This is a genomic window from Peribacillus sp. N1, from assembly GCF_054600815.1.
Map to the genome: position 1 here is coordinate 1,273,108 of NZ_BAAHZO010000001.1, position 23,628 is coordinate 1,296,735.

28 protein-coding genes and 1 pseudogene are annotated in these 23,628 nt (G+C 39.9%); 4 read left to right on the forward strand and 25 right to left on the reverse strand.

What is annotated here, in order from left to right; genetic code table 11:
• Positions 1-9: 9 nt before the first annotated feature.
• From ACYP5M_RS06040 to ACYP5M_RS06065, 6 genes are all read right to left on the reverse strand, one after another.
• On the reverse strand, positions 10-675 hold the full coding sequence (locus ACYP5M_RS06040; protein WP_230175681.1) for a 3-oxoacid CoA-transferase subunit B: 666 nt from the start codon (positions 673-675) through the stop codon (positions 10-12).
• Entirely contained in the window at positions 642-1,280 is a 639-nt protein-coding gene (locus tag ACYP5M_RS06045; protein ID WP_402940074.1) for a CoA transferase subunit A, read from the reverse strand. Before ACYP5M_RS06045 ends, ACYP5M_RS06040 begins: the two co-directional genes overlap by 34 nt.
• Positions 1,281-1,354: 74 nt before the next feature.
• Positions 1,355-2,719 carry an aspartate aminotransferase family protein gene (locus tag ACYP5M_RS06050; protein ID WP_452445253.1) on the reverse strand — a complete coding sequence of 455 codons (1,365 nt, stop codon included), beginning with the start codon at positions 2,717-2,719 and terminating at the stop codon, positions 1,355-1,357.
• Between the two features lie 180 nt (positions 2,720-2,899).
• Positions 2,900-3,229, reverse strand: coding sequence for a hypothetical protein (locus tag ACYP5M_RS06055; protein WP_101225275.1), 330 nt, complete (start codon positions 3,227-3,229; stop codon positions 2,900-2,902).
• Positions 3,230-3,451: 222 nt separating this feature from the next.
• A complete protein-coding gene (locus ACYP5M_RS06060; protein WP_101225276.1) occupies positions 3,452-4,426 on the reverse strand; it encodes a S66 peptidase family protein in 975 nt (324 codons plus the stop codon).
• A 281-nt stretch (positions 4,427-4,707) separates the two neighbouring features.
• The gene (locus ACYP5M_RS06065) at positions 4,708-4,869 is read right to left on the reverse strand and encodes a YjcZ family sporulation protein (RefSeq protein ID WP_434167177.1); all 162 of its coding nucleotides are present in this window, start codon (positions 4,867-4,869) and stop codon (positions 4,708-4,710) included.
• A 305-nt stretch (positions 4,870-5,174) separates the two neighbouring features.
• Between ACYP5M_RS06065 and ACYP5M_RS06070 the strand changes: the two genes are divergently transcribed.
• The gene (locus tag ACYP5M_RS06070; protein ID WP_459734783.1) at positions 5,175-6,263 is read left to right on the forward strand and encodes a GDSL-type esterase/lipase family protein; all 1,089 of its coding nucleotides are present in this window, start codon (positions 5,175-5,177) and stop codon (positions 6,261-6,263) included.
• Positions 6,264-6,314: 51 nt separating this feature from the next.
• On the opposite strand, the gene msrB is transcribed toward ACYP5M_RS06070, so the two are convergent.
• Both msrB and msrA read right to left on the reverse strand, forming a co-directional pair.
• Positions 6,315-6,743, reverse strand: a complete 429-nt coding sequence (gene msrB / locus ACYP5M_RS06075; protein WP_214750307.1) for a peptide-methionine (R)-S-oxide reductase MsrB — start codon at positions 6,741-6,743, stop codon at positions 6,315-6,317.
• Positions 6,733-7,275 carry a peptide-methionine (S)-S-oxide reductase MsrA gene (gene msrA / locus ACYP5M_RS06080; protein WP_459734784.1) on the reverse strand — a complete coding sequence of 181 codons (543 nt, stop codon included), beginning with the start codon at positions 7,273-7,275 and terminating at the stop codon, positions 6,733-6,735. The genes msrB and msrA overlap by 11 nt, the downstream gene beginning before the upstream one ends.
• A gap of 188 nt (positions 7,276-7,463) precedes the next feature.
• Between msrA and ACYP5M_RS06085 the strand changes: the two genes are divergently transcribed.
• The gene (locus tag ACYP5M_RS06085; protein WP_459734785.1) at positions 7,464-8,213 is read left to right on the forward strand and encodes a DUF4397 domain-containing protein; all 750 of its coding nucleotides are present in this window, start codon (positions 7,464-7,466) and stop codon (positions 8,211-8,213) included.
• Positions 8,214-8,267: 54 nt separating this feature from the next.
• On the opposite strand, the gene ACYP5M_RS06090 is transcribed toward ACYP5M_RS06085, so the two are convergent.
• The 11 genes from ACYP5M_RS06090 to ACYP5M_RS06140 all read right to left on the reverse strand — a co-directional run bounded on the left by ACYP5M_RS06090 (position 8,268) and on the right by ACYP5M_RS06140 (position 16,875).
• On the reverse strand, positions 8,268-8,852 hold the full coding sequence (locus ACYP5M_RS06090; protein WP_101225282.1) for a YpmS family protein: 585 nt from the start codon (positions 8,850-8,852) through the stop codon (positions 8,268-8,270).
• Positions 8,849-9,691 (reverse strand): SGNH/GDSL hydrolase family protein, encoded by an 843-nt coding sequence (locus ACYP5M_RS06095; protein WP_101225283.1) that lies wholly within the window; start codon positions 9,689-9,691, stop codon positions 8,849-8,851. Before ACYP5M_RS06095 ends, ACYP5M_RS06090 begins: the two co-directional genes overlap by 4 nt.
• Positions 9,692-9,976: 285 nt before the next feature.
• A complete protein-coding gene (locus tag ACYP5M_RS06100) occupies positions 9,977-10,567 on the reverse strand; it encodes an SCO family protein (protein WP_260357899.1) in 591 nt (196 codons plus the stop codon).
• 153 nt (positions 10,568-10,720) lie between these two features.
• The gene (locus ACYP5M_RS06105) at positions 10,721-11,563 is read right to left on the reverse strand and encodes a DegV family protein (RefSeq protein ID WP_101225285.1); all 843 of its coding nucleotides are present in this window, start codon (positions 11,561-11,563) and stop codon (positions 10,721-10,723) included.
• 228 nt (positions 11,564-11,791) lie between these two features.
• Complete coding sequence (locus ACYP5M_RS06110) at positions 11,792-12,055, reverse strand: DUF2535 family protein (RefSeq protein WP_306804680.1); 264 nt, start codon at positions 12,053-12,055, stop codon at positions 11,792-11,794.
• A gap of 137 nt (positions 12,056-12,192) precedes the next feature.
• Positions 12,193-12,939, reverse strand: a complete 747-nt coding sequence (gene tatC, locus ACYP5M_RS06115; RefSeq protein ID WP_101225286.1) for a twin-arginine translocase subunit TatC — start codon at positions 12,937-12,939, stop codon at positions 12,193-12,195.
• Between the two features lie 85 nt (positions 12,940-13,024).
• Positions 13,025-13,216 (reverse strand): twin-arginine translocase TatA/TatE family subunit, encoded by a 192-nt coding sequence (tatA, locus tag ACYP5M_RS06120; RefSeq protein WP_034307557.1) that lies wholly within the window; start codon positions 13,214-13,216, stop codon positions 13,025-13,027.
• A gap of 194 nt (positions 13,217-13,410) precedes the next feature.
• Entirely contained in the window at positions 13,411-14,679 is a 1,269-nt protein-coding gene (gene ilvA / locus ACYP5M_RS06125) for a threonine ammonia-lyase IlvA (protein WP_101225287.1), read from the reverse strand.
• Positions 14,680-14,830: 151 nt separating this feature from the next.
• Complete coding sequence (locus ACYP5M_RS06130; RefSeq protein ID WP_452445257.1) at positions 14,831-15,316, reverse strand: dihydrofolate reductase; 486 nt, start codon at positions 15,314-15,316, stop codon at positions 14,831-14,833.
• Positions 15,313-16,107, reverse strand: a complete 795-nt coding sequence (locus ACYP5M_RS06135) for a thymidylate synthase (protein WP_452445258.1) — start codon at positions 16,105-16,107, stop codon at positions 15,313-15,315. The genes ACYP5M_RS06130 and ACYP5M_RS06135 overlap by 4 nt, the downstream gene beginning before the upstream one ends.
• Before the next feature lie 57 nt (positions 16,108-16,164).
• Entirely contained in the window at positions 16,165-16,875 is a 711-nt protein-coding gene (locus tag ACYP5M_RS06140; protein ID WP_260357900.1) for an anthrax toxin lethal factor-related metalloendopeptidase, read from the reverse strand.
• A 223-nt stretch (positions 16,876-17,098) separates the two neighbouring features.
• On the opposite strand from ACYP5M_RS06140, the gene ACYP5M_RS06145 reads away from it, so the two are divergent.
• A complete protein-coding gene (locus ACYP5M_RS06145) occupies positions 17,099-17,341 on the forward strand; it encodes a hypothetical protein (protein WP_434167183.1) in 243 nt (80 codons plus the stop codon).
• 324 nt (positions 17,342-17,665) lie between these two features.
• Here the strand turns inward: ACYP5M_RS06145 and ACYP5M_RS06150 are convergent, their stop codons facing one another.
• The 4 genes and pseudogenes from ACYP5M_RS06150 to ACYP5M_RS06165 all read right to left on the reverse strand — a co-directional run bounded on the left by ACYP5M_RS06150 (position 17,666) and on the right by ACYP5M_RS06165 (position 20,178).
• Entirely contained in the window at positions 17,666-18,271 is a 606-nt protein-coding gene (locus ACYP5M_RS06150; protein WP_452445259.1) for a hypothetical protein, read from the reverse strand.
• Positions 18,272-18,298: 27 nt separating this feature from the next.
• Positions 18,299-18,547: pseudogene (locus ACYP5M_RS06155) on the reverse strand (hypothetical protein); the annotation flags it as partial.
• 38 nt (positions 18,548-18,585) lie between these two features.
• Entirely contained in the window at positions 18,586-19,350 is a 765-nt protein-coding gene (locus tag ACYP5M_RS06160; RefSeq protein WP_101225292.1) for a TerC family protein, read from the reverse strand.
• A gap of 210 nt (positions 19,351-19,560) precedes the next feature.
• Positions 19,561-20,178 (reverse strand): YpjP family protein, encoded by a 618-nt coding sequence (locus ACYP5M_RS06165; RefSeq protein ID WP_452445260.1) that lies wholly within the window; start codon positions 20,176-20,178, stop codon positions 19,561-19,563.
• A 436-nt stretch (positions 20,179-20,614) separates the two neighbouring features.
• On the opposite strand from ACYP5M_RS06165, the gene ggt reads away from it, so the two are divergent.
• Positions 20,615-22,303, forward strand: a complete 1,689-nt coding sequence (gene ggt, locus ACYP5M_RS06170; RefSeq protein WP_459734786.1) for a gamma-glutamyltransferase — start codon at positions 20,615-20,617, stop codon at positions 22,301-22,303.
• Here the strand turns inward: ggt and ACYP5M_RS06175 are convergent, their stop codons facing one another.
• Positions 22,304-23,083, reverse strand: a complete 780-nt coding sequence (locus ACYP5M_RS06175; protein WP_434167187.1) for a class I SAM-dependent methyltransferase — start codon at positions 23,081-23,083, stop codon at positions 22,304-22,306. It lies immediately after the preceding gene.
• 72 nt (positions 23,084-23,155) lie between these two features.
• Entirely contained in the window at positions 23,156-23,590 is a 435-nt protein-coding gene (locus tag ACYP5M_RS06180) for a BrxA/BrxB family bacilliredoxin (protein ID WP_452445263.1), read from the reverse strand.
• Positions 23,591-23,628: the final 38 nt, after the last annotated feature.

The following is a 23,628-nucleotide window of genomic DNA, read 5'->3' on the forward strand; positions in this document are numbered from 1 at the left end:
TCTCCTCTCTCATTCTTTTAAAATATGGATGTTTTCAGAGACGGTAAACGAGGCTTCGGTCCGATTCCTGATTTCCTGAATGCTGGATGTATCAAATACATCAGTTAAAAGGAGGCCCCCCGAAGTTATGGAAAACACGCCTAATTCGGTGATGATCATATGTACGCATTTCTTGGCAGTTAACGGTAACGTACATTTTTTGACTAATTTAGACATGCCCGCTTTATCGTTATGTTCCATCAAGACAATGACCTTTTTGGCCTTTGCCGCCAGCTCCATGGCACCGCCCATGCCTGGCACCCGCTTTCCCGGGACAATCCAATTAGCGAGATCCCCCGCTTGACTTACTTGAAGGGCTCCTAGAATCGTGATATCCACCCTGCCACGCCGTATCATCCCAAATGCAACAGTACTGTCGCAGTAGGAAGCCCCGGCTCTAATGGTAATCGGCAGTCCGCCTGCATTGCAAAGATGCGCATCTTCCTTCCCTGTTTCAGGAGTACTGCCAATTCCCACAAGGCCATTTTCCGCATGAAACATAACTTTATGGTCATTCAAAAGATGATTCGGTACAAGTGATGGAATGCCAATTCCCAAATTGACCAGCATCCCATCGCTTATTTCTGCTGCTGCCCGTTTCGCTATTCTATTTCTATCTTCTGTTCCCAAACCCATTTCCAATCGACTCCTTTTGATGGAATGATATAATCCACAAAGGCACCCGGAACAATGATGTCCTCTGGATCCAAAGAGCCAAGCGGAACGATTTGCATGGCTTCGACTATAGTGATTTGTCCAGCTGCAGCAACGATTGGATTCGTGTTCCGGGCGCTTTTATCAAATATAAGATTTCCATAAGGATCTGCCATTTCTGCGTAAACAATGGCGATATCTGCAGTTAATGCCGGTTCCACCAGATAATTTTTCTTACCTAGCTTTACGGTTTGCTTGCCGTCCCGGACGATATCGGCCTCAATTCCAATATCGGTCAATATACCGCCTAGCCCCATCCCTCCGGCCCGTATACGTTCGACAAGTGTCCCTTGCGGAGAGAACTCCACTTCGAGTTCTCCATTGTTCATTAATAGTCCTGCATTAGGATTGGAACCGATATGGGAAACGATGATCTTTTTCGCTCGGCGTTGCGTGACCAGTTTTCCGATTCCGATATCGGGGAAACCTGTATCGTTACCAATCAAGGTTAAATCCTTAATGCCTGATTCCAAAATCAGATTGATCAATCCAGGAGGCGACCCTATGCCACCGAATCCCCCATACATGATGGACTGATTATCTTTAAAGTGATGGCGCACATCCTCCAAACTACAAATCTTCCTGAATGTATTTTCCACCACTATGACTCACTTCCTTGTTGTGATGAACGTTTACCTATCGATTCATTGAATTGTCTAAAAGTTATATCGACCCTCATTAACAATTCAGCACACTCCTCTTCCGATATCGTTAACGGAGGGGAGATGATGATGGCTGCCCCGGTTACACCATCAAGACCTGCTGCGGCGGGATAAAGAAGTATTCCATTTCCCATCCCCAATTCAATGATTTCATTTGTCACGTCTGCCTCCTTCGGAAATGGGGCCGATGTTGCTTTATCCTGGACAAATTCGATGCCTATCAATAAACCTTTCCCGCGTATATCACCGATAAAGGAATACTTCCCTGCCAAATTTTTTAGGCCCCTAATCAGGTAATTCCCTCTGTCGGCCGATTTTTCGACAAGATCATTCCTTTCGACATATTCCAAAACGGCCAAAGATACCGCACACGATAACGGATTAGCACTAAGCGTATGGCCTCCTATAATTGATTTCGAGCCTTTCATTATGGGCTCCATCACGTTTTTGGTCATTACTGCGGCTGCTATCGGGGTATATCCTCCACTCATACCTTTACCAAATGTTACGATATCAGGTTCCACATCCCAATATTCGGAAGCAAGCATCTTACCGGTACGTCCAAAGCCGGTCATTACTTCATCCGCAATGAATAAAATATCATTCTCTTCGCATATTTTCTTGAGTTTTCGATAATAACCATCAGGAGGAACGATGGCCCCTCCTGCAGCGCCGATAACAGGTTCAGCAATGAATGCAGCTATATTTTCACTGCCAATACGCCGGATTGATGCTTCCAATTCCGAAGCACAGGCCATTCCGCACGAATGCGAATCAAGTTGAAGTGGACATCGGTAACAATATGGAGGAGATACAGAAGGATATGATTCAAGCAAAGGAGTAAATCGTTCCCGGCGAATCGGATGTCCGGACATTGAAAGAGCCCCCATCGTGATGCCATGGTAGCTCATCCATCTCGATATGATTTTTTGTTTCTTAGGCTTCCCTTTTTCCTGCCAATGCTGAATGGCAATTTTCAATGCCGTTTCAGTCGCTTCGGAGCCGCTGTTTACAAAAAAGCTGTATGTTAGCTCCCCTTTGGTCAATTCTGCAATTTTTCCGGCAAGTTTCTCTGCAGCATCGCTGGTAAATTGGGAACGATACACGAATGAAACCTGCTTAGCCTGTTTGACCATCGCCTCAATGACTTCCTGGACTCCATGGCCAATATTGGCTGTAACAGCACCGGAAGAAGCATCTAGGTAATCCTTTCCATCTTTATCGTACAAAAAAACTCCCTGACCATGACTGATAGTCGGGTAGGCTCCTCCCAGGACCGGTTTTATCAATGAAGACTGCTCCATAAGCCTGCACACTCCTTCTCTTTAAAAACAAATGCAATATAATAAAGTGTATGTCCAGGTGAAGGCAATCTTGCTAAAGAAATTGCCCTAGGCATGTAATCGGATAAGTTTCTTGGTTTCATGGGAGATCGTAAAAAAAGGCGACAAAAAAAGTGTATCCGCAAAAGATACACTTTTTTCTTACAATACGCTATTTAGTTTTTCTTCACGAATTGACTCCAAAAAGCTTTCATCCTTTAAAACAGCCAGCACATTTTTATAAAAAGCAGCTTTATCGATAACTGAAGTATGTACATATTCATACTCTTTTAAAGACGGATGACGCAAAACATTTTTCATGCAGGAATGACAAACTTTTTTAGTTCCTAACTTATAGTAGTTTAAGTTACTTGCATCCCCATTAGAAGTGTCTTCGTTACATACGAAACATGTATGGCTCACACGGCCTTTTTTATTATACTCGGCCAAAGCCCCTTCTAAACGAATGGATGCTGGAATTGTTAATAACACATAATCACCTTTTCTATTTTAAATCTCTTAGTATTATATCAGAAAAATAAAGAATTTGAACTATTAGACTCATATTCCCTAATAATGCTTGTAAAATAGGACAATTTCCAGGGCTTACAAGAGGAAAGACTCCTAAAATACACCAGAATGCAAAATATATTCTTACATATCCCGAACAGATTAAGACACCGTCCACTTTTTGAACGGCGTCTACATAATGTGTCAGGAAAGGATCTGGATCGTCGCTTTTCCATTCTTCACCTTCATTACAGCTTTTGAACCAACCGGCACCGTTACAAATGGATGGACATGACCGAAGTTGGCATTTGCGATCACAGGTATGCCATTTATCTCCTTTTTGGAAGTGATGATTTCCTGCAAGGCATATTCAGTCATTCCGGAATCCTTTTGGAAACGGCCGATGACGATTCCTTTAATCCCACTTGCACCCGGCTGATGGAGCAAGGATTGTAAATCCCGGTCAAAACTGAATGGATGGCTTTCTTCGTCATCTTCTATGAAAAGGATGCTGTCCTTTAAAGATGGCATGAACTCTGTCCCTTGCAATAGATTGAGTGTACAAAGATTACCTCCAATGATTGTTCCAGCCGCTTCACCCTCCTGAATGACCATATATCCACCATTCGGGTGGAAAGTTCGGTCATCCTGTTCTAAATGCCAGGAATCATCACTCCACGTTTCACTTGGCTCAAGATAAAAGCCTTCACTTTCAATTACAGCCTTTTTAAAATATTCCATCGTATATTCCAGACCAGCCTTCATCCCGAACGTCGAGAAATGAGGACCTGAATATGTAGTTAAACCTGTTTTATTATAAATGGCCAATAAAATTGCGGTTATATCACTATAACCCATCAACACTTTTGGATTTTCCTTAATCAAATCATAGTCGATATATCGTAACAATTGGTTAGCGTTATACCCCCCGATGCTTGTAAAAATCCCCTTCACATTTGGATCCCTGAACGCCTCATGCAAATCCTCGATCCGGTCTTCGATCGAATTCGAGAAAAAGTCATCATGGAACAAAGCCGTTTCACCATATGTCACTTTAAAACCAAGTTCAGTTAACCTTTCTTCTGCCAATCTGCGTTGTTCCCCTTTGACAATCGCCAAACTTCTTGAAGGAGCAATTACGCGAATTTCATCCCCTGCTTGTAAACGGGAAGGTTTCATATCTTTATCCCCCTAAATTAATTACATTCTGTCGTTATTTTAGCAGAAATGGTGAACAAAGAAAAACCCAGAACCTTCATGGTATTCTTTCACACAAGCTATTTTGATGCAGATTGGCCATGCCGGTATCTGAAATGGAATTAGGATTGGTTATGTATCGCCTGTCCACCTTGGATTTAACCTGCCTTTTCAGTCACCAACCATGGAACCTAAAAAGGTCCACCCACATTCCTAACATAAAGAAAAAACCAGCTTTATCAGCTGGTCTTTAGGTTATCGTATTAGCAGCAGAATGAAGCGCCGATGATAATCAATAGAATGAACAAGACAACGATTAATGCGAAGCCTGATCCAAATCCGCAGCAACCGCCGCCGCCGCCGCCGTATCCACCGCCACCATAACCAAATCCTGGTCCTGCAACATTTCCACCATATCCGTACATTAAGTTTCACTCCTTTTAGAATTCTTATTTCTCTTTACACCTTACCATATGTCAATACGCCCGCCTTGGTCTGTGCATTTGCCCATTTTTCTGGATTTAAGAAAAAACTTCAAGCAACACCATCTTCACCTGTAATCATTCAATGGCTGAATTACCGCGACTAACCATGAAAAATGTCAAAAAAACATTTCATACTTATTGTGTTACGTTAAAATTGGGATATAATAAGGAAAAAAGAATTCTTAGCCTCTTTAAGCTATCTCATACCTACATGGATACATAAAAGGCAATACGGGGGAACATAATTGAAAACGAACGCAAAATCCTTCATCCCTTTCGCTGCACTCGCCACGATCCTTCTAATCAGCTATATCCTTCAAAAAGTCCCTAAAACATATGGATCAGATGATTCGATAAATGTTTATCAAAAATTCCAATCAGGCCAGCCCATTCAATATCTCGTCATTGGTGACAGTATCGGAAGAGGGTCGGGAGCTGAAAAGCCTAATCTAACATGGTTCAAACAGTTAGAAAATAAGATGAATGAAGCCAATGATATTTCTTTACACGGTGACTACGTGGTCCAAAGCGGAGCCACAGCTTTTGAAGGCCTATTCAAGCTTTCCCAAAAAAGGGAGCATGATCACAAAGATCTGATTTTCTTCGTTTTTGGTGAGAATGATCGCAAATATATGAACGTCGATGATTTTACCATGACATATGAAGCGTTAATGAGAAAGGCGAAACGTCTCCACCCTAATGCTGAATTATTCACAATAACAGAGAGTTCCTTGAAATATGAGGAATTTGCGTCAGCCATCGGACTTTTATCCAAACATTACGGTGCAACCAATGTGGATATGCGACCCATATTCAAAGATTCAGGATATACGGAAAAACAGCTGACAAGAGATTTGATTCATCCAAATGGGCTGGGTTATAAATTATATGCTGATGCAATTTATGAACGGTTCCTGGATAACTTCAAACGGGAAAAGGCTGTAGCAGGCCTTCCATCTAAGCTGCATGCCCGTTCTGAATTTGAATTATCGGAAATTGACCACTATGGAAAAATGAGCGGTTTCCGCCCAAGGGGTGGCTATTACACTAGCAGTGAAAAGGGCAGTGTGATTGAATATACCTTCAATGGAAGTATGCTTGGTGTTAAACTGCTTAGAAGTCCTGATGGCGGGGAAGTGAATGTATGGATCGACGGAAATGAAATCACGACTTTGAATACGTGGTGGCCATTTGCCCGTGAAAGATATTTATTTATCACAAATGGGCTCCGTCCCGGTTCACATACTGTCCGTTTTGAGGTGACTGGCAGGACTAAAGCAATGGAACTTACCACCATTCCATATGTCCGGATCGCATCAATCATCACAGATTGAATACTACCCAATAAATAACCCCCTATCATTAGCTGATAGGGGGTTTTGCATTCAATCAAACAGCTTTTTGTACTCTCCGTATCCTTCTTTTTCAAGATCGTGGAGCGGGATGAACCTTAATGATGCAGAATTGATGCAATAGCGTAATCCCGACGGTCCCGGCCCATCATTGAAAACATGACCCAGATGAGAATCGGCAGTTTTTGAGCGGACTTCTATCCTTCTCATACCATAACTCGTATCGAGGTTTTCCACTACTTCCTCTTCTTTAAGCGGTTTAGTGAAGCTTGGCCAACCACAGCCTGAATCGAACTTTTCCTTTGAAGTGAAAAGAGGATTTCCTGAAACGATATCCACATATAATCCTTCCTCCTTCAAGTTCCAATATTCATTGTTAAAGGCTGGTTCCGTTCCATTATTTTGTGTGACTTCATATTGAATCGGAGTGAGTTTCTGTTTTAATTCTTCTTTACTTTTCATTTTTTTCCCCCCAGTGATGTTGTATAAATGCTTTCCGTCCTGAACCAATCGAATATCTTTCATAATGCTCAGGTTGCTTTTTATAATAATGCTGGTGGTAAGTCTCGGCTGGATAAAACGTTTTGGCTGGTATAATCGGCGTTACGATCGGTCCTGAAAATTTCCCGCTTGCCTGCAGCTTAGCCTTGGATGCTTCTGCTATTGCACGTTGGTTTTCGTCATGATAAAAAATGGCCGTTTGATAAGAACTTCCCCGGTCATAAAATTGCCCGCCAGCATCTGTCGGATCAATTTGCTGCCAGAATAACCCGATTATCTCCTCATATGGATATACGATTGGATCAAAGGTGATTTGAACTGCTTCATAATGGCCAGTCGTTTCGGAGCAAACTTCTTTGTACGTAGGGTTTTCCGTAGTCCCGCCCGTATAGCCAGAGATAACGGATTCGATGCCAGGCTGTTCATCGAATGGTTTCACCATGCACCAGAAACATCCGCCTGCGAATGTTGCCTTCTCTAATTGCTTTGTCAAATGAAAATCCTCCTTTTTTACAAACAATCCATTGAATGAATTTTAACGCTTTTATATGACCCTGTAAAATAATATGCCGATCGACCCTTTTCACGAAAAATCGTCCCTACTCTTTTTAAACGGGAGACACACGCCCAAGCATGACAACATATGATATGAACATACTGGAAAAATGAGAGGTGTTGGAAATGAGCGATAAACAATCATATTCACAAAAATCAGTAACATATGATTTACTATCGTCTTATTACAAAAACAGCGATCCGCAATTACATGATTATTATTTCCATAAGCATTTGAAAAGTCTCGAAAAATCAACACAACAATTGAGATATGAACAAATGAGTGTACTACCGCCTGCACAAGTACGCTTTTTACATGCTGCCCCAACAGCTCCCTCATTTGATGTTTATGTAAATGAAATGCCTATCCTTAAAAATTTCTCATATAAAGAGAACAATGGTTATTTACCACTCCCCGCTGGCAAGTACCCATTGGAAATATACCGCAGGGGACAAAGCGCCTTACCTCTTTTAAGCTGTAAAGTGACACTTGAAAGCGGGACTTTCTATACCATTGCTGTTGCATCTGCCCTGGCAAATGAATCATTGAACATGTTAACTTTCGAAGATAATCCATTTGTTCCTCCAAATGAAGCAAAGGTACGATTCATCCACCTTTCACATGATTTACTCTCGGTGGATATTGCCGTCAAAGATGGAGATGTCGTTTTTGATCAACTTCATTTCAGGAAAGCAAGCGAATATCTTAATATACATCCCATGATAGTAGACTTCGAAGTGAGGATAGCTGGGACAAAAGAGATCGCACTCCCTTTGCCAAACAAAGCCTTCCAAGTCAATACTCCTACAACCATTTATTTAATTGGTTCGAATCGGCAGACATCCTCACTAGAAACCTTAAAACTATCTCCATAAATGGATAAAAAACCAGGATGCATCGATCCTGGTTTTTTATCCATCTATTCACTATCACTGTAATGATGATGGGATGGTCAATAAAAATGAAATATCATCATTTTTCAGGTCGAATTCATTCGCCTTAACCCTAATATCGCTTTTCAGTTCCATATCCTGTAATGACACATAAATACTTTCATCATTGGGACTGATGCTAACCCAATCCGGCATATTATAACGCTCATTTATTAAATTCATTACATATGAAACAGGAAGGTTCATTTTACCGACTGCAATTGATTTTTGCTTCAGGATCAAATCCCCATTCTTTTGGGCAATTGGTTCAAAAGTCAATTTCATTTCCACTTCACGGTTGAAAAATGGCATTGTTCCATATAATTCGACTTCATCCGTTAAATACACTTCGTAGTGAATGGATCCCGTCAATCCCTCTTTATCCAGATACTGGTTGATTAATCTTGTCAAATCTTCCCGATTCGTATGAATTTGAAATTGGATATCTTCTTCATGGCTTACTTTGGGTATCAGATCTTTATCTTTAGTCGGCAGATTAACTAAAATCGTTACAAACAGGATGACCAGGATGTTTAGGGCTAATAGGGAAATAAACAAAGTCTTCCATTTGACATTTGTCATTCTTGGTCATCATCTCCTTTGGCACTCGCTTCCAATGTGTCCTTTCCGATAGTGGTAATATCCATATCATTATAGATTCTTGTTGCGATTAATTCATACCCGCGGTCATTTGGGTGAAAATAATCCTCGGCATACAGCAAATCTTCTTCGGAATTCTCGAAAATGTCTGCTATTTCAATAAAATAGGCTGAATCATATTCTTCAATGATCTCTTTTCCGCTTTCATTCCAATCATTCATGATCATATCAAGTTCATAAAAATCTCCGAACCATTTGGAAAATGGATTATAGACGCCTACAAGGTAAATTTGCGCAGATTCATTTTCGGAACGAACCTTATCAAGTATCTGCCTTAATCTTTTTTCATACCCTATTTTTGCCGAATCAAACTGATTCAGTTCCAAGTTGGAGAAATTCTGTTTAAAGACCTTCATGATATCATTTCCACCGATTGTGACGACAATCGAGTCAGCTTGCTTTATGTCTTCTTTAATCCTAGTCTTATCCAGTCTTTTCAATAGTTGGTCGGTCCTATTTCCACGTATGCCATGATTAATCATCTCAACTGAAGTAATCGATGGTTCTTTTTCCAGCTTATTTTGTAAATAAGGCAGATACCCGCCATTATCTTTACTATCACCGACACCTTGAGTCAAGGAGTCGCCAATCGATACGATTTTCACAGGGTCCGGAAAAAAGCTGGCAGGAATAGTTTCCTTTTTACTCAGCTCAACTATGCTTTTCTGCTGAACAGATGGCTGATTTGAGGCTGTTTCACTTTGACTGCAGCCTGAAATCCAAACTAGGCATATGAAAAGACAGGTGATTTTGTATCTCATGACCCTCACCTTCCTACCCATATATTATATCATGCAGAAAACGAAAGATTGCAAACAATATACTTCATTGTACTTCCAGAATTGAGCATTCCTTACTATACAATATGAAAAATGCAGTGAATTAAAGCTAGTCCTATAAAAATTAGCATGTACTGAGCATGTAAAATCATTCTTCACCACTGCTGTTTCTTCATAAAATTATTGCTCATTTTCAGCATCTTTAAAACTACATTGAAATCATAATAAAGATGGATGAAAACAGAAAGAACAGGTCATTTAACCTGTTCAATAATTCTGTAAAATTTTAATATGCTTAATGATTTCATCAAAGGGAATATCCTGCAGGCCTGTATAATCCATGATGATCTTTCCTTCTTGATCAATCAGAAAAAAGCTGGTACCATGAATCACCTGATCTTCTGCTTCTGGCTTTTTGACGATCGTTTTAAAGTTATCCAATGCAAACTGCTCGATTTCTTCCTGTCCATAACCGGTCAGAAAGTGCCAGTTGCCGTAATCCACATTAAATTGGTCACCAAACTTTTTTAAAACATCAGGTTTGTCAATTTCCGGGTCCACGGAAAATGAAACGAACTCTACATCCGAAATACCTTCATCCTTCAATTGCTGCTGCAGCTTCGTCATATTCGAAGTCATGGGGAGACAGACCGTCTCACAGCTAGTGAATATAAAATCCGCTACCCAAACCTTTCCTTTGAGATCGCTTTTTGAGAAAGGTTTACCCTCCTGATCGATGTAACTGAAATCTTCAAGGTCCCAATTTTTGGCATCAGGTACACCATTGGAACCACATGCTGTCAACAGCAAAAAAATTGATGCTCCCATAGCTGCCATAAGCAATTGCAGCTTTCTCATCCCTACCCCGTCCTTTATGTATAAAATATTCTGTTACTTCATTTATTCTAACAGACCAATCGGAATGAGAACAGCAACTATTTCTACGAATTAAAGACAATTGTAAAAGTGACAAAACCGTCGCCAAACGCAGTTTCACATGGTTTATCCATGTCAGTCCCAATAATACATGATTGCCATTGCGCCTTCACCCGTATGGGTACTTACGACGGCAGTCGTTGCTTCTATCTTTATGTCTTGATATCCTGTTAAGTCTGAAATGGCGTGGCGGACTTTATCGGCTATTTCAAGACCATTCGCATGGACAAAACCAATGCCTCTAATTTTTTTGCCTTGAGTATCTTCTTTGAATTTCTTGATGATGAACTTCACGACCTGTGACTGGCTCCTAGCTTTGGATACAGGATTCAGTACACCATCATCAAGAAGTGCAATCGGCTTTATGTGCAGCAATGAACCAATAAAAGCAGAAACTTTGCCAATTCTTCCACCCTTAACTAGGTTATCAAGTGTTTCTATGACAATGATTAAACTTGACTGCTTTTTAATATGTTCCAGTCGATCAATTATTTCAGCTACGGATTTCCCTTCCTTCGCCATCTTCGCTGCCTCGATCACCTGGAATGACATCGCTTTTGAAATGAATTTCGAATCAAGAACGGTAACCTTCGCTTCAGACATGCTTGCTGCGCTTTCCGCTGAGCGAACTGTACCGCTCATGCCACCTGTCATATGTATGGAAATAATCTCGCTTCCGTCTTTTCCTAGTTCATCATATACCTCCACAAAGGTACCTACGGCTGGTTGTGAGCTTTTTGGCAGTTCTTTTGACTGGTTCATTCTTTTCAGGAATTCTTCTTGTTCGATTTCAACCTTATCCAAAAAAGTCTCCCCATCTATAAAAATCGATAAAGGGACCATAGTTATATCATAAAATTCCAGTTCCTCTGGTGTCATATCTACTGTCGAGTCTGTTACTATCTTTACTTTATTCATCATTACACATCCCTAAATTAACATATCTATTGTATTATACCTATTCAAGGTACGCATTCAAACCAAAGGTCTTTTTTTATCAAGTGAAGTGATACTAGTCTTTTGAAATGTTCACACAAAAAAAAGACCGTCCCATGAGCTAACCTGAACACATGCCGATTTATTAGATATTGCATGGCATTCGTGTCATCTCTTTTAACGGAGATGTTAGCTATGGAACAGTCCGCATTAAGCATTATTTAGTAAACTTCCAAAAAAAAGCTTGTTATAAACGGGCCATTTGAGTACGGATGCTAAATAATGCTTAAATGAGTAATTTTCTTTATGATCTTTATTGGCAAAAACCTTCTTTACAAATACTTCCAAACGCACGGTCAACATAAAAAAATTCGGATCACTAGGCAGTAAGACAGGTATTTCTGAAATTGTGACCTTATGTCCAAAACAATCTTTGAATTCCAAGCATTTGAACATCAAAATATCAATCCTCATTTTTCACCGATTGCTTACATTATACACAATAAATCCAAAAGTATAAATATTCAAATGTGTAAAAAAACAGACAAATCAGATTGACTTTCACAAAAAAAAAGACCCATAAAGGACAAAATGCCTTTATGGACCTCTTTTTATAAACCTTCCTCGTAGGTGCCTTCCCGCAAGCTTTCACGTTTCACCCTTCGTTTATAGACGACTTTAGATAAAGAAATACTGATTTCATATAATAACAGCAGCGGAACCATCACCATAAAGTCTGACATAAAGTCGGGCGGCGTAATCGATATCGCTATGACAACAAGTACAAAGTATGCATACTTCCTTAACTTTTGAAGCACATAAGGATTAATTATGCCAAGGGAGGTCAAAAACATGGTAACGACGGGAAGCTCGAATAAAACAGCAAAAGGTATCGTCATATTAAATACGAATGAAAAGTACTTATCCGCTGTAAAACTGGTTATGAACATCCCATCGCCCAATTCAATCAAAAATTGAAGAATGGTCGGGAAGATGACAAAATAACCGAAAGCAAGCCCTCCGATAAAAAGCAGGAAAAGTGCCGGAATGTATGCAAGGGTCGCCCTTACTTCATTTGGCATCAAAGCGGGTTTAACGAATAACCAGATTTGCAGGGCAATTACCGGTATCGTTGCCGCAATGGCTACGACACCTGCAAGCATAAAGTAAATCCAGATAATATCGCTCGGTCCCAATACCATCAGTTCAAAATCGAGATCTTTCACGAACCAATTATAAATCTCCTCAACATAAATAAAACTGGCGATAAAAAAGATGACAAAAGCAACAGCTGTAATGATGAGCCGTTTTCTCAATTCATCGAGATGATCGATGATATTTAATTCTTTATCTTCCAAAGTTGATCACGCCTTCATCTGAAAATCCGTATCTTTGTTCCAGCATAAAGGCGCAAGACGGTTGCATCTTACGCCCAGCATTCAATCATTCATGATTTTTTTGTTGCAGCTTCTTATCTTCTTCATAATCACCTTTTGTTAAATCACTCGTGGACTTTTTAAACTCACGAAGTGTTTGTCCAAATGCGCGTCCAATTTCTGGTAGTTTCTTCGGACCAAAGATAATTAAAGCCAATATTAAGATGAGAATTAGACCAGGTACTCCAATGTTCGACATGGATACATCCCCTTTGGTGTTGTAATTAGACCTACCCCGATTATAATACCATTTCCAACCAATTGAAAGGAAACTGGCAATTCGTCATAGAATGGTAACAATTATCGACAGTATGCCCATATACGACTGGGCCGGCAGAATAAAATGTAAAAACATAGGTATTATTCTATCCTAATTTAACATTTAATCCATGATTAAATCAATAAGTGAAATAAATTACTGTCTTTATTGACCTCTACGAAAGAGAATCCTTTCTTGTTCATCCTCTGAATGAGCCCTTCATAATCATTTTTATCTTTTAATTCTACACCAACTAGGGCCGGCCCGCTTTCTTTATTATTTTTCTTCGTATATTCAAAACGGCTTATATCGTCATTCGGTCCTAACACCTCATCAAGGAATTCCCTTAAAGCTCCGGCACGTTGCGGAAAATTCACGATGAAGTAATAAAGCAGCCCTTCATATAATAAGGATTTCTCCTTAATTTCCTGCATACGCCCAATGTCGTTATTCCCTCCGCTGACCATGCATACAACCGTTTTGCCTTTGATTTGTTCTTTGTATAAATCCAACGCGGCTACAGATATAGCCCCTGCCGGTTCTGCTACGATCGCATGCTGATTATATAAATCGAGAATCGTCGTACAGATTTGGCCTGGAGGGACGACAACGATATCTTCCAGGTTTTCCTTACAAAGCTGATATGTCAACTGTCCCACACACTTGACAGCTGCCCCGTCAACGAATGTATCTATGTTTTCAAGCTCAGAAACTTTTCCTTCCTTGAAGGAGTATTCCATCGAAGCAGCACCTTGCGGCTCAACTCCAATGCATTTCGTATTTGGGGAAACCGATTTGAAATAACTCGATACTCCGGCCATTAAACCGCCACCGCCCATAGCGGCAAATACATAGTCGATTCCATCTTCACAATCATTCAGGATTTCTACAGCCGTTGTACCCTGCCCGGCGATTACCTTTTCATCGTCAAATGGATGGATAAAGGAACGCTCTTCTTTTTCACAGCATTCCATCGCCATGGCAAATGCATCATCGAAAGTATCCCCGACAAGGATGATTTCCACATTATCCCTTCCGAATAACTGCACTTGATCGACTTTTTGCCTTGGAGTTGTAGCAGGCATATAAATTTTCCCATGGATACCTAATTGGCTACAGGAAAAAGCTACTCCCTGTGCATGGTTTCCTGCACTGGCACAAACGACTCCATTCTTCGTCTCTTCAGCGGTCAGGCTTTTCATTTTATAGTAAGCCCCTCTTAATTTAAAGGAACGTACGTGTTGTAGGTCCTCGCGTTTTAAATAAACATTACAATCATATTTTTCAGAGAGCCTCTGATTTTTTTGTAAAGGAGTATGCAAAACGATTTCTTTCAGTTCTCTATAGGCAATTAGAATATCTTCCAATTGAATCCCCCTATTCTTAGATGCAGTCTGATTCATAACAATCCCTCATTTCCTTCCTTAATGAATTCAATCATTATAGCACTTTACTGTTATTAATGTAATTGATTTTTCTAAAAATTCTTTCTTTTGTTCGTTTCATACCAAAAAAATCCGATTATGGTCATTTCCCCATAATCGGATTAGCACTTTATTTTTTTTGTAGAATAATAAAATCATGTGCATAATGATTTTTTTCATCGATGCTGCCTGGTTTTGAGGAGACTTTATCCCATTGATTTTCATCAATCACTGGAAAGAAAGTATCACCTTCAAAGGTTTCATGGATTTCCGTTATATACAGGCGATCGGTAACAGGAAGGATTTCCTTGAAGATTTCGGCTCCGCCAATCACAAAAACTTCCTCATCATGGCTATCTGCAAACGTTTTGATTTGTGCTATATCATGTAAAACTACGCAGCCTTCCGCTTTAAAATCCTGATTGCGGGTAACGATGACATTTTCCCGGCCAGGCAGGACCCTGCCGATCGATTCAAATGTTTTTCGGCCCATGACGATCGGATGGCCCATCGTCACTTTTTTAAAATACTGCAAATCGGCCGGTAAATGCCACGGCAGTTTATTGTTATTACCTATCACACGATTTTGATCCATAGCAACTATCAATGAAATCATATGCTAACCTCACCTTTTATATGGGGATGAGCTTCGTAATTTTCCAAAACGAAATCCTCGAAGCTAAAATCAAAGATATTTTTCACATCCGGATTGATTTTCATGATTGGCAATGGTTTGGGATCACGAGTCAACTGCAGTTCCACTTGTTCAAGGTGGTTAGAGTAGATGTGGACATCCCCGAAAGTATGTACAAATTCGCCAACTTCCAAATCACACACTTGGGCGATCATCATCGTTAAGAGCGCATATGAAGCTATGTTAAAAGGAACACCTAAAAAGACGTCCGCTGAACGTTGGTATAGCTGGCATGAAAGCTTACCATCAGCGACATAGAATTGAAAGAAAGCATGGCAAGGCGGCAAGGCCATTTCGTCCAGTTCCCCAACATTCCAAGCACTGATTATCAGCCTTCTTGAATTTGGATTCGTTTTGATTTGTTCGATCAACTCACTGATTTGGTCGATTTGCCTTCCATCAGCCGTTCCCCAAGAACGCCATTGATGACCATAGATCGGACCTAATTCTCCCTTTTCATCAGCCCATTCATTCCAAATGCGCACGCTATTTTCCTGAAGGTAGCCAACGTTCGTATCACCCTTCAAAAACCACAATAGTTCATGGATAATCGCTTTTAAACTAACCTTTTTCGTTGTAAGTACAGGGAATCCATCTTTTAAATTGAATCTCATTTGATATCCAAAGGTACTGATCGTTCCTGTTCCCGTACGATCACCCTTTTGCGTTCCATTTTCGAGTACATGCTTACATAAATCTAAATATTGCTTCATGATAAACCACCTTTTCTACTTTCATTCTCCTTATTTTAACGTATTATTGCCCAATGTTTAATCTAATTGTTTAATAAAATTATAAGTCTTGGGGGCTTTTTGTCTAAGCAATTGATTTTGTTCATCGTTCACATAAAACATGGCAAACGTTTCTGCAAAGTATTCCTCAGGGTAATTGGAAAAATACGTAATCCCGGGAAACAGCCCATCCACTTCCTTACCCCAAATCTTCAAATAATCCATGTCTTCACGGATTCCATCAAACACTATATTATCGATAGAATGCCCCAGCTCATGCAGTTCCAAATTAACGGAGCCATGCCCGTTGCCCTTGTCACTTGCCCCGATTTTAACCAATACCGTATGTGATCCGCCCATACCAGGCACATCATCCCAAGTTGTTTCTTTATTTAAATAACCACGCGGAGTTTTCCCCTTTAATTTTGCCGCGGATTGATTTTCTGTTAAATCACCATCGAATAGTTTGATCCTCACACCACTTTCAGCAGTTTTCTTCAAAAGGGAATGAGGCAGTTTATTAATTGTACCAGCAATTTTAAGTGCTTCCCTTTCATCGTACTCCTCTTCTGGAAATAAAAATATTCGTTGCAATTCTTTATTGCCTTTAAAAAGCTCAGCTTGTCTTAAAAGATTATCTTTGGGTAAATTCCGCCATTTCACCCCTTCATCCTTCGCTAATGAATAGGAGAGCATTGAGAATAAAAAGACAAATAATGCAAGTATGGATAACCATTTCTTCCTTTTCAAACGCTTCTCCCCCCTTCTTCATTCCTCATTTATGTTAAGAAAATATATGTTATTTAAAAACTCTAAACCTTCGATACTATTATATTAGTATAACATATTGCCCTAATGTAAAAACTCTATGTTTTTTTGGTAATTTCGGTTGCCATTCATCATGAGAAGAACCATTGATCCGCACTTTTCATATATCAACAGTATATAATCGTAAAAGGTTTAAGGTGATCGCATGGAAACCAATAATAAAAAAGCAATCTTGAATGAGCACCGAGAACTTGCTGAAGAAGTGCTTGATATTTACAGTTTAAGAGTGTTCATCATTCTCGACCTTTTTCTCTTCTCCATCTTATTTGGCATACTGCTGCATCCGCTACTGTCTTCACTTTGGCTTAACTTTTTATTGCCATTGCTTTTCTTCACAACATTTACAGTCCTTCTTCAAATAATTGATATTTTCCAAAATAAAAGCTGACATCATATTTGATGTCAGCTTCAGACGGGTAGGCAACCTCGATGAAAAATCAAGTTTGCCTACAGTTTTTTTATATGTACACAATTTAGACGTTGATTTCCGCTCCAGGCACTCGCTTTCCGCGGGCGGTCCGGTAGCGTCCTCGGCGCTTTTGTGCCTGTGGGGTCTACCCTCGACTCGCTTTTCCCGCAGGAGTCTCGCACCTTCCGCTTCAATCAACTTTGTTTTAACATTTTGGTTATGTTAAATAATATTGTTGTTTTTTAGTCAAATAAATGAGACCTTCTCTTATCAGGGGTCTCATAATCATTTTAATTTTTAAAATTACTCGTACTTACATAGCTTTGGAACTACAAAATCGGGAAAAGTCTTGATTATTTTTTTATATGTTGCGAAATTCGATTGACTTGAGATAACCGCAATGTTATCTCCATCATAGCCAATCCAAAAAATACTTGTATCGACTTCTACTTTAACCACTACTGTTCCCGCAATTTTCCCTTCCCAATTTCCTTTCCATTCTCTTTGTTCTACTCTAAATACATCTTTGTTTGTAGACCATAAAACTAAATCATTCCCACTACCAAGAGTAATGTAGAAAGGGAAAATCTCCTGAAACTGCTTTTCATTCTGGATTTCAGTAACAACGTATCGGTTAGTTAAGTATCTATAACTGATATTGAATTCCTTGCAATTATGTTCAAACTCATCTTTGCAATAAGAAGAAACCTCAGCACAAAAATAAAGTGGAAATGCTTGAATGTTTCTCATCCACAATGGCAGGAAATTTTGATCACATTCTGGTAGATAAAAGCCATCCATTGAGAAAACATATGGCGTAGTGCCTTCTATTGCAAACGGGAAAAAACCTCCAGCATCAGGATTTGAGTCATAATATCTCTTCGGGAAATAGCCAACTTCTATATTCAATTTTCCGCCCCCGTAGTTCCAATGTATTCATTTATTAAAGGTTGATAATCTTAACTCTTTATAAGTAACATCTGTCTTGAAAAGACAATTTTCTACTATCATACTACTTATTGATATATTATCACTTTGAGAAAATGCCCTCCAAGCATCGGTGCAAAATGTATTGTCCGACGACAATTTATTGCCGATAGCATTTTCTAATTGAGTTTTGACGATTCTTCTTCTACCAAGAACACCTGAATAATCATACCATTCTGAAACTTTTGCGACAAAAAGCTGCCATCATTTTCGATGGCAGCTTTTTTAAATAGTGCTCAACCATGTTCCTTAAGCTTTTTCCCTTTCTTCAAATGGAATACGATCGTGGTGCCAAAAATCAGCAAAATAAAGGCAAAAAAGATTGCAGGCGGGATTTCTATCCTTGCAACGGCCAATAACATTTTTATAGCAATGAATCCGATAAGGACATATGCGGCAGTTTCCAATTCAGGAACCTTATCTATCAATTTTAGAAATAATCCCGCCACTCCCCGCATCATCAAGACACCAATCATTCCCCCTGTCAAAAGCACCCAGACTTTTTCACTCACCCCGAATGCGGCCAAGACACTATCGACGGAAAATGCTATATCCATCAATTCCACTGCGGCAACCGTTCCCCATAAGGTACCAAACATACGGATCAGTATGCTGTTTTTATTCATTCCCTGAATATCTTCATCAGCTTGTTTTTTTCTTTTATCCCTAAAGTATTTAAATGAGAGCCAACCAAGATAGGCTGCTCCAATTACCTTCACCCACCAAAGCTTAATGAGGAAAACACCGATTCCAATCGCTATAAATCTAAAAGCGTAAGCACCTAATAAACCGTAAAAAAGTGCTTTTTTCCGTTGTTTTTCCGGAAGGTGCCTGACCATTACCGCTAATACCAAAGCGTTGTCCGCTGATAGCAACCCTTCCATTAATACGAGCGTTCCAATCAATCCCCAGCTCACCGGGTCGGATAAAACCTCGACCCACATATGCCAGTCAAAAAACTGTGCATACGTTTGCATGATGTTATTTAACAACTCTGACATGATAAAGACTCCTCTGCTACTATAACCGCAAAATTAGAAAACCTTTTAAAATAACATTGTTCACATTGTTCCCCGTTATGATAAAAACTCTGCTTTTATTTCAACACAAAATAAATACGTTGCATGACAACGTATCATTTCGATGCTATTAGAAATTCACTTCATTTTCATCATACTCTTACACTTACATAAAATCAACGAAACCAACCGCTATGAGATCCTTTGTTTACTCGTCCACTCTGGCGGCGTATTTTTATCCCAATATATTTTCCCTATATTATAATGGGTGGCAAATGAATCATGATGGGTATGATAATGAAAATCGAACCAATACCCTTCCAGTGGAGGATTTTCCTGCCTGACATGGAATCTGATGATATCCTTGCCGCTGTTTGTATCATAAATATGAAATATTTTTTCGGCCCTGCCCGCACTCGGCTGCTCAGTGATGGTTAATTGCTGTAATTTCTCGTCTGGAAATTGGGCAGCCATTTCGGTAATGGCTTCTTCCATCTTTGGTAATATGACCATTTTGAACTCATCACCAATTTTAGGATTGATCTTCTCGCCAAATTTCACAAATGCGTTTTCCTCTGCCTTATTCATTATGCCCGATAAAAATTCTTCCCGGTTGAATTCCTCTTCTAGTTCAGTAGAATTTTGCGAAGGAAGATAGGATAATCCCTCTTCTTCCACTAACCCTTTTTTAGTATCCTTTAACGAATCGGCTTCCGCAAGCCACGCCAGATCTGAAGGAGTGACAAGACCAAACGTCAAAACGGATACTAAAATGACGAGACTTTTCCTGAACCAAACCGCCGCTTTCAAATCACACTCCCCCTCCTTTTTTGTATTGTCTTTATATTTAGTATACTTTTATTTTTTGGTAATTACGAATATATAGTTACCCATGTTTTAAAAATCAAAAAAAAGGATAAATACCTATATAAAGTTTATGAACTCGAACTTTTTTATTAAATATCAATAAATTTACATTTAAATGAAGGATTTTGACGATTTTTGGAGAACTTAATTAGATTCAAGTCTTTTTAAGGAGGGGTCTTATATGGCTTCGACTGCCATGGTGGCTTTATGTCTTGTAACATTAGCATTTTTCGTATATTTATCATTTGCTGATTAAGAATAAATGAATACCTACGAAAAATCTCCTTGTCATTCTTCTACAATGGCAAGGTTTTCTTTTCATTCAAACATAAGCCTTACCTTTTGGCAGATAAAAGGACTGAATAATGGAGGAATTATTTTGGAAAACAACAATGAAATCATTAAAGATAAGGATTATAAAAGGGAAACAGCTACAGGGGGCGCCGGAATGGTCGTTACAGCTCATCCGGTAGCCACTTCCATAGGGGAAAAAATATTACGTGAAGGTGGAAATGCTGTCGATGCGGCGGTCGCCATCCAATTTGCCCTGAATATTGTGGAACCCATGATGACCGGTATCGGCGGAAGTGGTTTCCTAATGGTATATAACGCTAAAAATAAGGAAACGAAAATATACGATGGGCATGTAAGAGCACCTAAAGCAGCACATCGAGACATGTTTCTTGATGAAAAAGGGAAAGTCATCCCATTTAAAGAAAGATCAATCAAAGCCACAGCGGTAGGCATACCCGGAATACTGAAAGCTATGGATGAAGCACTCGCTGAAAATGGCAGTAAGCCATTAGCGGACCTCATCGAGCCATCCATTGAATTTGCAGAAAAGGGAGTTCCCGTCAATTGGGTTCTTTGCGACGCTCTTAAAAACTTTGAATATCGATTGGGCGATGAAGCGCGTAAATTCTTCATGCCAAACGGAAAACCCTATCAGGATGGCGATTTGCTTATAAAAGAAAAGCTGGCGAATACCTATCGGATCTTACAACGTGAAGGAATTTCCGCTTTTTATGAAGGTGAAATCGGAGAAGGCATCATTTCCTGTATACAGGAGCTTGGAGGGTTCATGGAGCTTTCTGATTTAAAGGACTATAAAGCTACAATCGATGTACCAATGTATAGGACTTATAAGGATTATCTAATTGCGTCATCAAATGCCCCAAGTGCTGGCGGATTCACGGTCATCCAAATCCTGAAAATATTGGAGAGCTTCCAAATAGAACAATATGACGTCCGTTCTTGGGAAAAATATTATTTAATAGCAGAAGCGATGCGTCTGGCATTTACAGACAAAAAGGCATTTCTCGCTGATCCCGAATTTGCCGAATTGCCGTTGGCGGGTCTCATGCATGATGATTATATAGCTAAACGCCGTTCATTCATTAATTTCAAAACAAGAAATAATGCCATTGACTTCGGAAACCCTTGGATTTATGATTCCGTGAAGCAAAGGGAAGTCATACCTCAGCCTAATGAAGAGGATATCAGTGAAACCACACACTTCACCGTCCGTGACAGATGGGGGAATATCGCAGCATGCACGTCTACAGTGGAACATCCATTCGGATCAGGCATCATGGTTTCCGACTATGGTTTCATGCTGAATAACGAACTGACTGATTTCGATTCCATTCCAGGCGGCATGAATGAAGTGCAGCCCAATAAACGCCCAGTCAGCTGTAAAAGCCCAACGATCATCTTTAAAGACGGCGAGCCGATCTTGACGCTGGGTTCACCTGGAGGACCAACCATCATCAGTTCAGTCGTGCAAACGATCATCAATGTACTCGATATGAAAATGGATTTGAAAGCAGCCATCGAAGAACCTAGAATTTTCACTCCAATGGGCCCTCATATTGAATGGGAAGCAGGAATTGATATGACCAGCAAAGGCCACTTGGAAGCAATGGGCTTCGCCTTTAATGAAGTTCCCCACTCAATAGGGAATGTCCAAGCGATTCAAATCAACCCTGATGGCTCTAACTATGGTGCTGCCGATTCAAGCCGAGAAGGCTGTGCCATGGGCCTGGACGAAACAGATTATAAATCTTGATCACTGAATGGAAATGAAGCCAAAATGAAATTTGGATGTTTTTCTTTTTATTACATCAAATCCAAATTCCTCAAAGCGGGAGCTGCGAAAATGGTCTTTCAACACGACTCTCTTTCGCGCAACCCGCTTGGCTTCTTTCATTATTTCCACAGATAAATCCTTACCTTCCGCAAAATGAGTCAGTCCCCTGATCCCATTCGATTCCTGAATCGTTTCTTCAAACATGGGATCGAAATATACGACATCAAAATGATTATCCGGCAATGTTTTCAAAATTTCGTAATGATCACCTTGCATGACCTCTATTCTTCTCATCGCAGAAATCATCGTTTCTTCTGCATCCTCCCATGTCTTCATCCCATGGTCCACGAGCAAGGCCAAATATTGATTTCCTTCCAATGCGACAACCTGTCCATGTTCACCCACTTTGAAACTTGCGACAATCGCATCAGAGCCCAAACCCAAGGTACAATCAAGCACAGAGTTCCCTTCATTTATATCTCCGGCAATGAGAAATGGATCACTCTCTCCGCGCATTATTCTTTTTATACGGATCATCGCTAGGTTCGGGTGGAAAAAGAATGGTTCTTTTTCCTGGTATCGATATAACTCCATCCGTTTTTTACCAAAAACAAGGCAATCATCTTCATTTTGTTCCGCTTGGATATCTCTCACCGATTGTTTTCTTCGGGCTATAAAGGGGATATGTAATTCTTCAGCTAACCTTTTTGCTAATATCATCGTTTCTTTATCGGCTCTTCCTACTGTTGTGACAAACATGGATCCCTACCCCTTCATACTCTCTTAAATTTGAAAAGAATGCCCTGTTTCCAGGACATTCCGCTTTATCACTTATTTTACTTGACTGAACGCTGCCAATAAATTTTCCATGATAGCTTCCATTGGCTGTCCTTCTATATCATGGCGTGGAATGAAATGTACGACCTCTTTGCCCTTTAAAAGAGCCATTGATGGTGAAGAAGGTTCTATTCCATCAAAGTATTCCCGCATTTTAGCAGTCGCTTCCTTATCTTGGCCGGCAAATACAGTTACCAAATGATCTGGCTTATTGTCTGCTTGCAGTACGGCTTGAGTAGCAGCTGGACGGGCTAACCCGGCAGCACATCCACAAACGGAATTCACGACCACAAGTGTCGTACCTTCTACCGATTCCATAAAGTTTTCAACCGCTTCAGCGGATTCCAACTCATCAAAACCTGCTTGCACCAGTTCCGCACGCATTGGTTTCACCATTTGCTTCATATATTCATCATATGCCATCGACATAAAAAAACCCCCTTGGTTACATTTCTTCAATTAGAATA

Bases quoted from the DNA above. Each gene is read 5' to 3' on its own strand.
- ACYP5M_RS06045 (WP_402940074.1), bottom strand. From the start codon at position 1,280: ATGTATGGGGGATTCGGTGGCATAGGGTCGCCTCCTGGATTGATCAAT.
- ACYP5M_RS06180 (WP_452445263.1), bottom strand. From the start codon at position 23,590: ATGTCGATGGCATATGATGAATATATGAAGCAAATGGTGAAACCAATG.
- ACYP5M_RS06065 (WP_434167177.1), bottom strand. From the start codon at position 4,869: ATGTACGGATATGGTGGAAATGTTGCAGGACCAGGATTTGGTTATGGT.
- ACYP5M_RS06145 (WP_434167183.1), top strand. From the start codon at position 17,099: ATGGAAACCAATAATAAAAAAGCAATCTTGAATGAGCACCGAGAACTT.
- ACYP5M_RS06160 (WP_101225292.1), bottom strand. From the start codon at position 19,350: ATGTCAGAGTTGTTAAATAACATCATGCAAACGTATGCACAGTTTTTT.
- ACYP5M_RS06135 (WP_452445258.1), bottom strand. From the start codon at position 16,107: ATGAAGCAATATTTAGATTTATGTAAGCATGTACTCGAAAATGGAACG.
- msrB (WP_214750307.1), bottom strand. From the start codon at position 6,743: ATGAAAAGTAAAGAAGAATTAAAACAGAAACTCACTCCGATTCAATAT.
- ACYP5M_RS06110 (WP_306804680.1), bottom strand. From the start codon at position 12,055: ATGAGGATTGATATTTTGATGTTCAAATGCTTGGAATTCAAAGATTGT.
- ACYP5M_RS06060 (WP_101225276.1), bottom strand. From the start codon at position 4,426: ATGAAACCTTCCCGTTTACAAGCAGGGGATGAAATTCGCGTAATTGCT.
- ACYP5M_RS06130 (WP_452445257.1), bottom strand. From the start codon at position 15,316: ATGATTTCATTGATAGTTGCTATGGATCAAAATCGTGTGATAGGTAAT.
- ACYP5M_RS06095 (WP_101225283.1), bottom strand. From the start codon at position 9,691: ATGAGATACAAAATCACCTGTCTTTTCATATGCCTAGTTTGGATTTCA.
- tatA (WP_034307557.1), bottom strand. From the start codon at position 13,216: ATGTCGAACATTGGAGTACCTGGTCTAATTCTCATCTTAATATTGGCT.
- ACYP5M_RS06090 (WP_101225282.1), bottom strand. From the start codon at position 8,852: ATGACAAATGTCAAATGGAAGACTTTGTTTATTTCCCTATTAGCCCTA.
- ilvA (WP_101225287.1), bottom strand. From the start codon at position 14,679: ATGAATCAGACTGCATCTAAGAATAGGGGGATTCAATTGGAAGATATT.
- ACYP5M_RS06105 (WP_101225285.1), bottom strand. From the start codon at position 11,563: ATGAATAAAGTAAAGATAGTAACAGACTCGACAGTAGATATGACACCA.
- ACYP5M_RS06100 (WP_260357899.1), bottom strand. From the start codon at position 10,567: ATGAGAAAGCTGCAATTGCTTATGGCAGCTATGGGAGCATCAATTTTT.
- ACYP5M_RS06085 (WP_459734785.1), top strand. From the start codon at position 7,464: ATGAGCGATAAACAATCATATTCACAAAAATCAGTAACATATGATTTA.
- ACYP5M_RS06040 (WP_230175681.1), bottom strand. From the start codon at position 675: ATGGGTTTGGGAACAGAAGATAGAAATAGAATAGCGAAACGGGCAGCA.
- ACYP5M_RS06175 (WP_434167187.1), bottom strand. From the start codon at position 23,083: ATGTTTGTCACAACAGTAGGAAGAGCCGATAAAGAAACGATGATATTA.
- ACYP5M_RS06050 (WP_452445253.1), bottom strand. From the start codon at position 2,719: ATGGAGCAGTCTTCATTGATAAAACCGGTCCTGGGAGGAGCCTACCCG.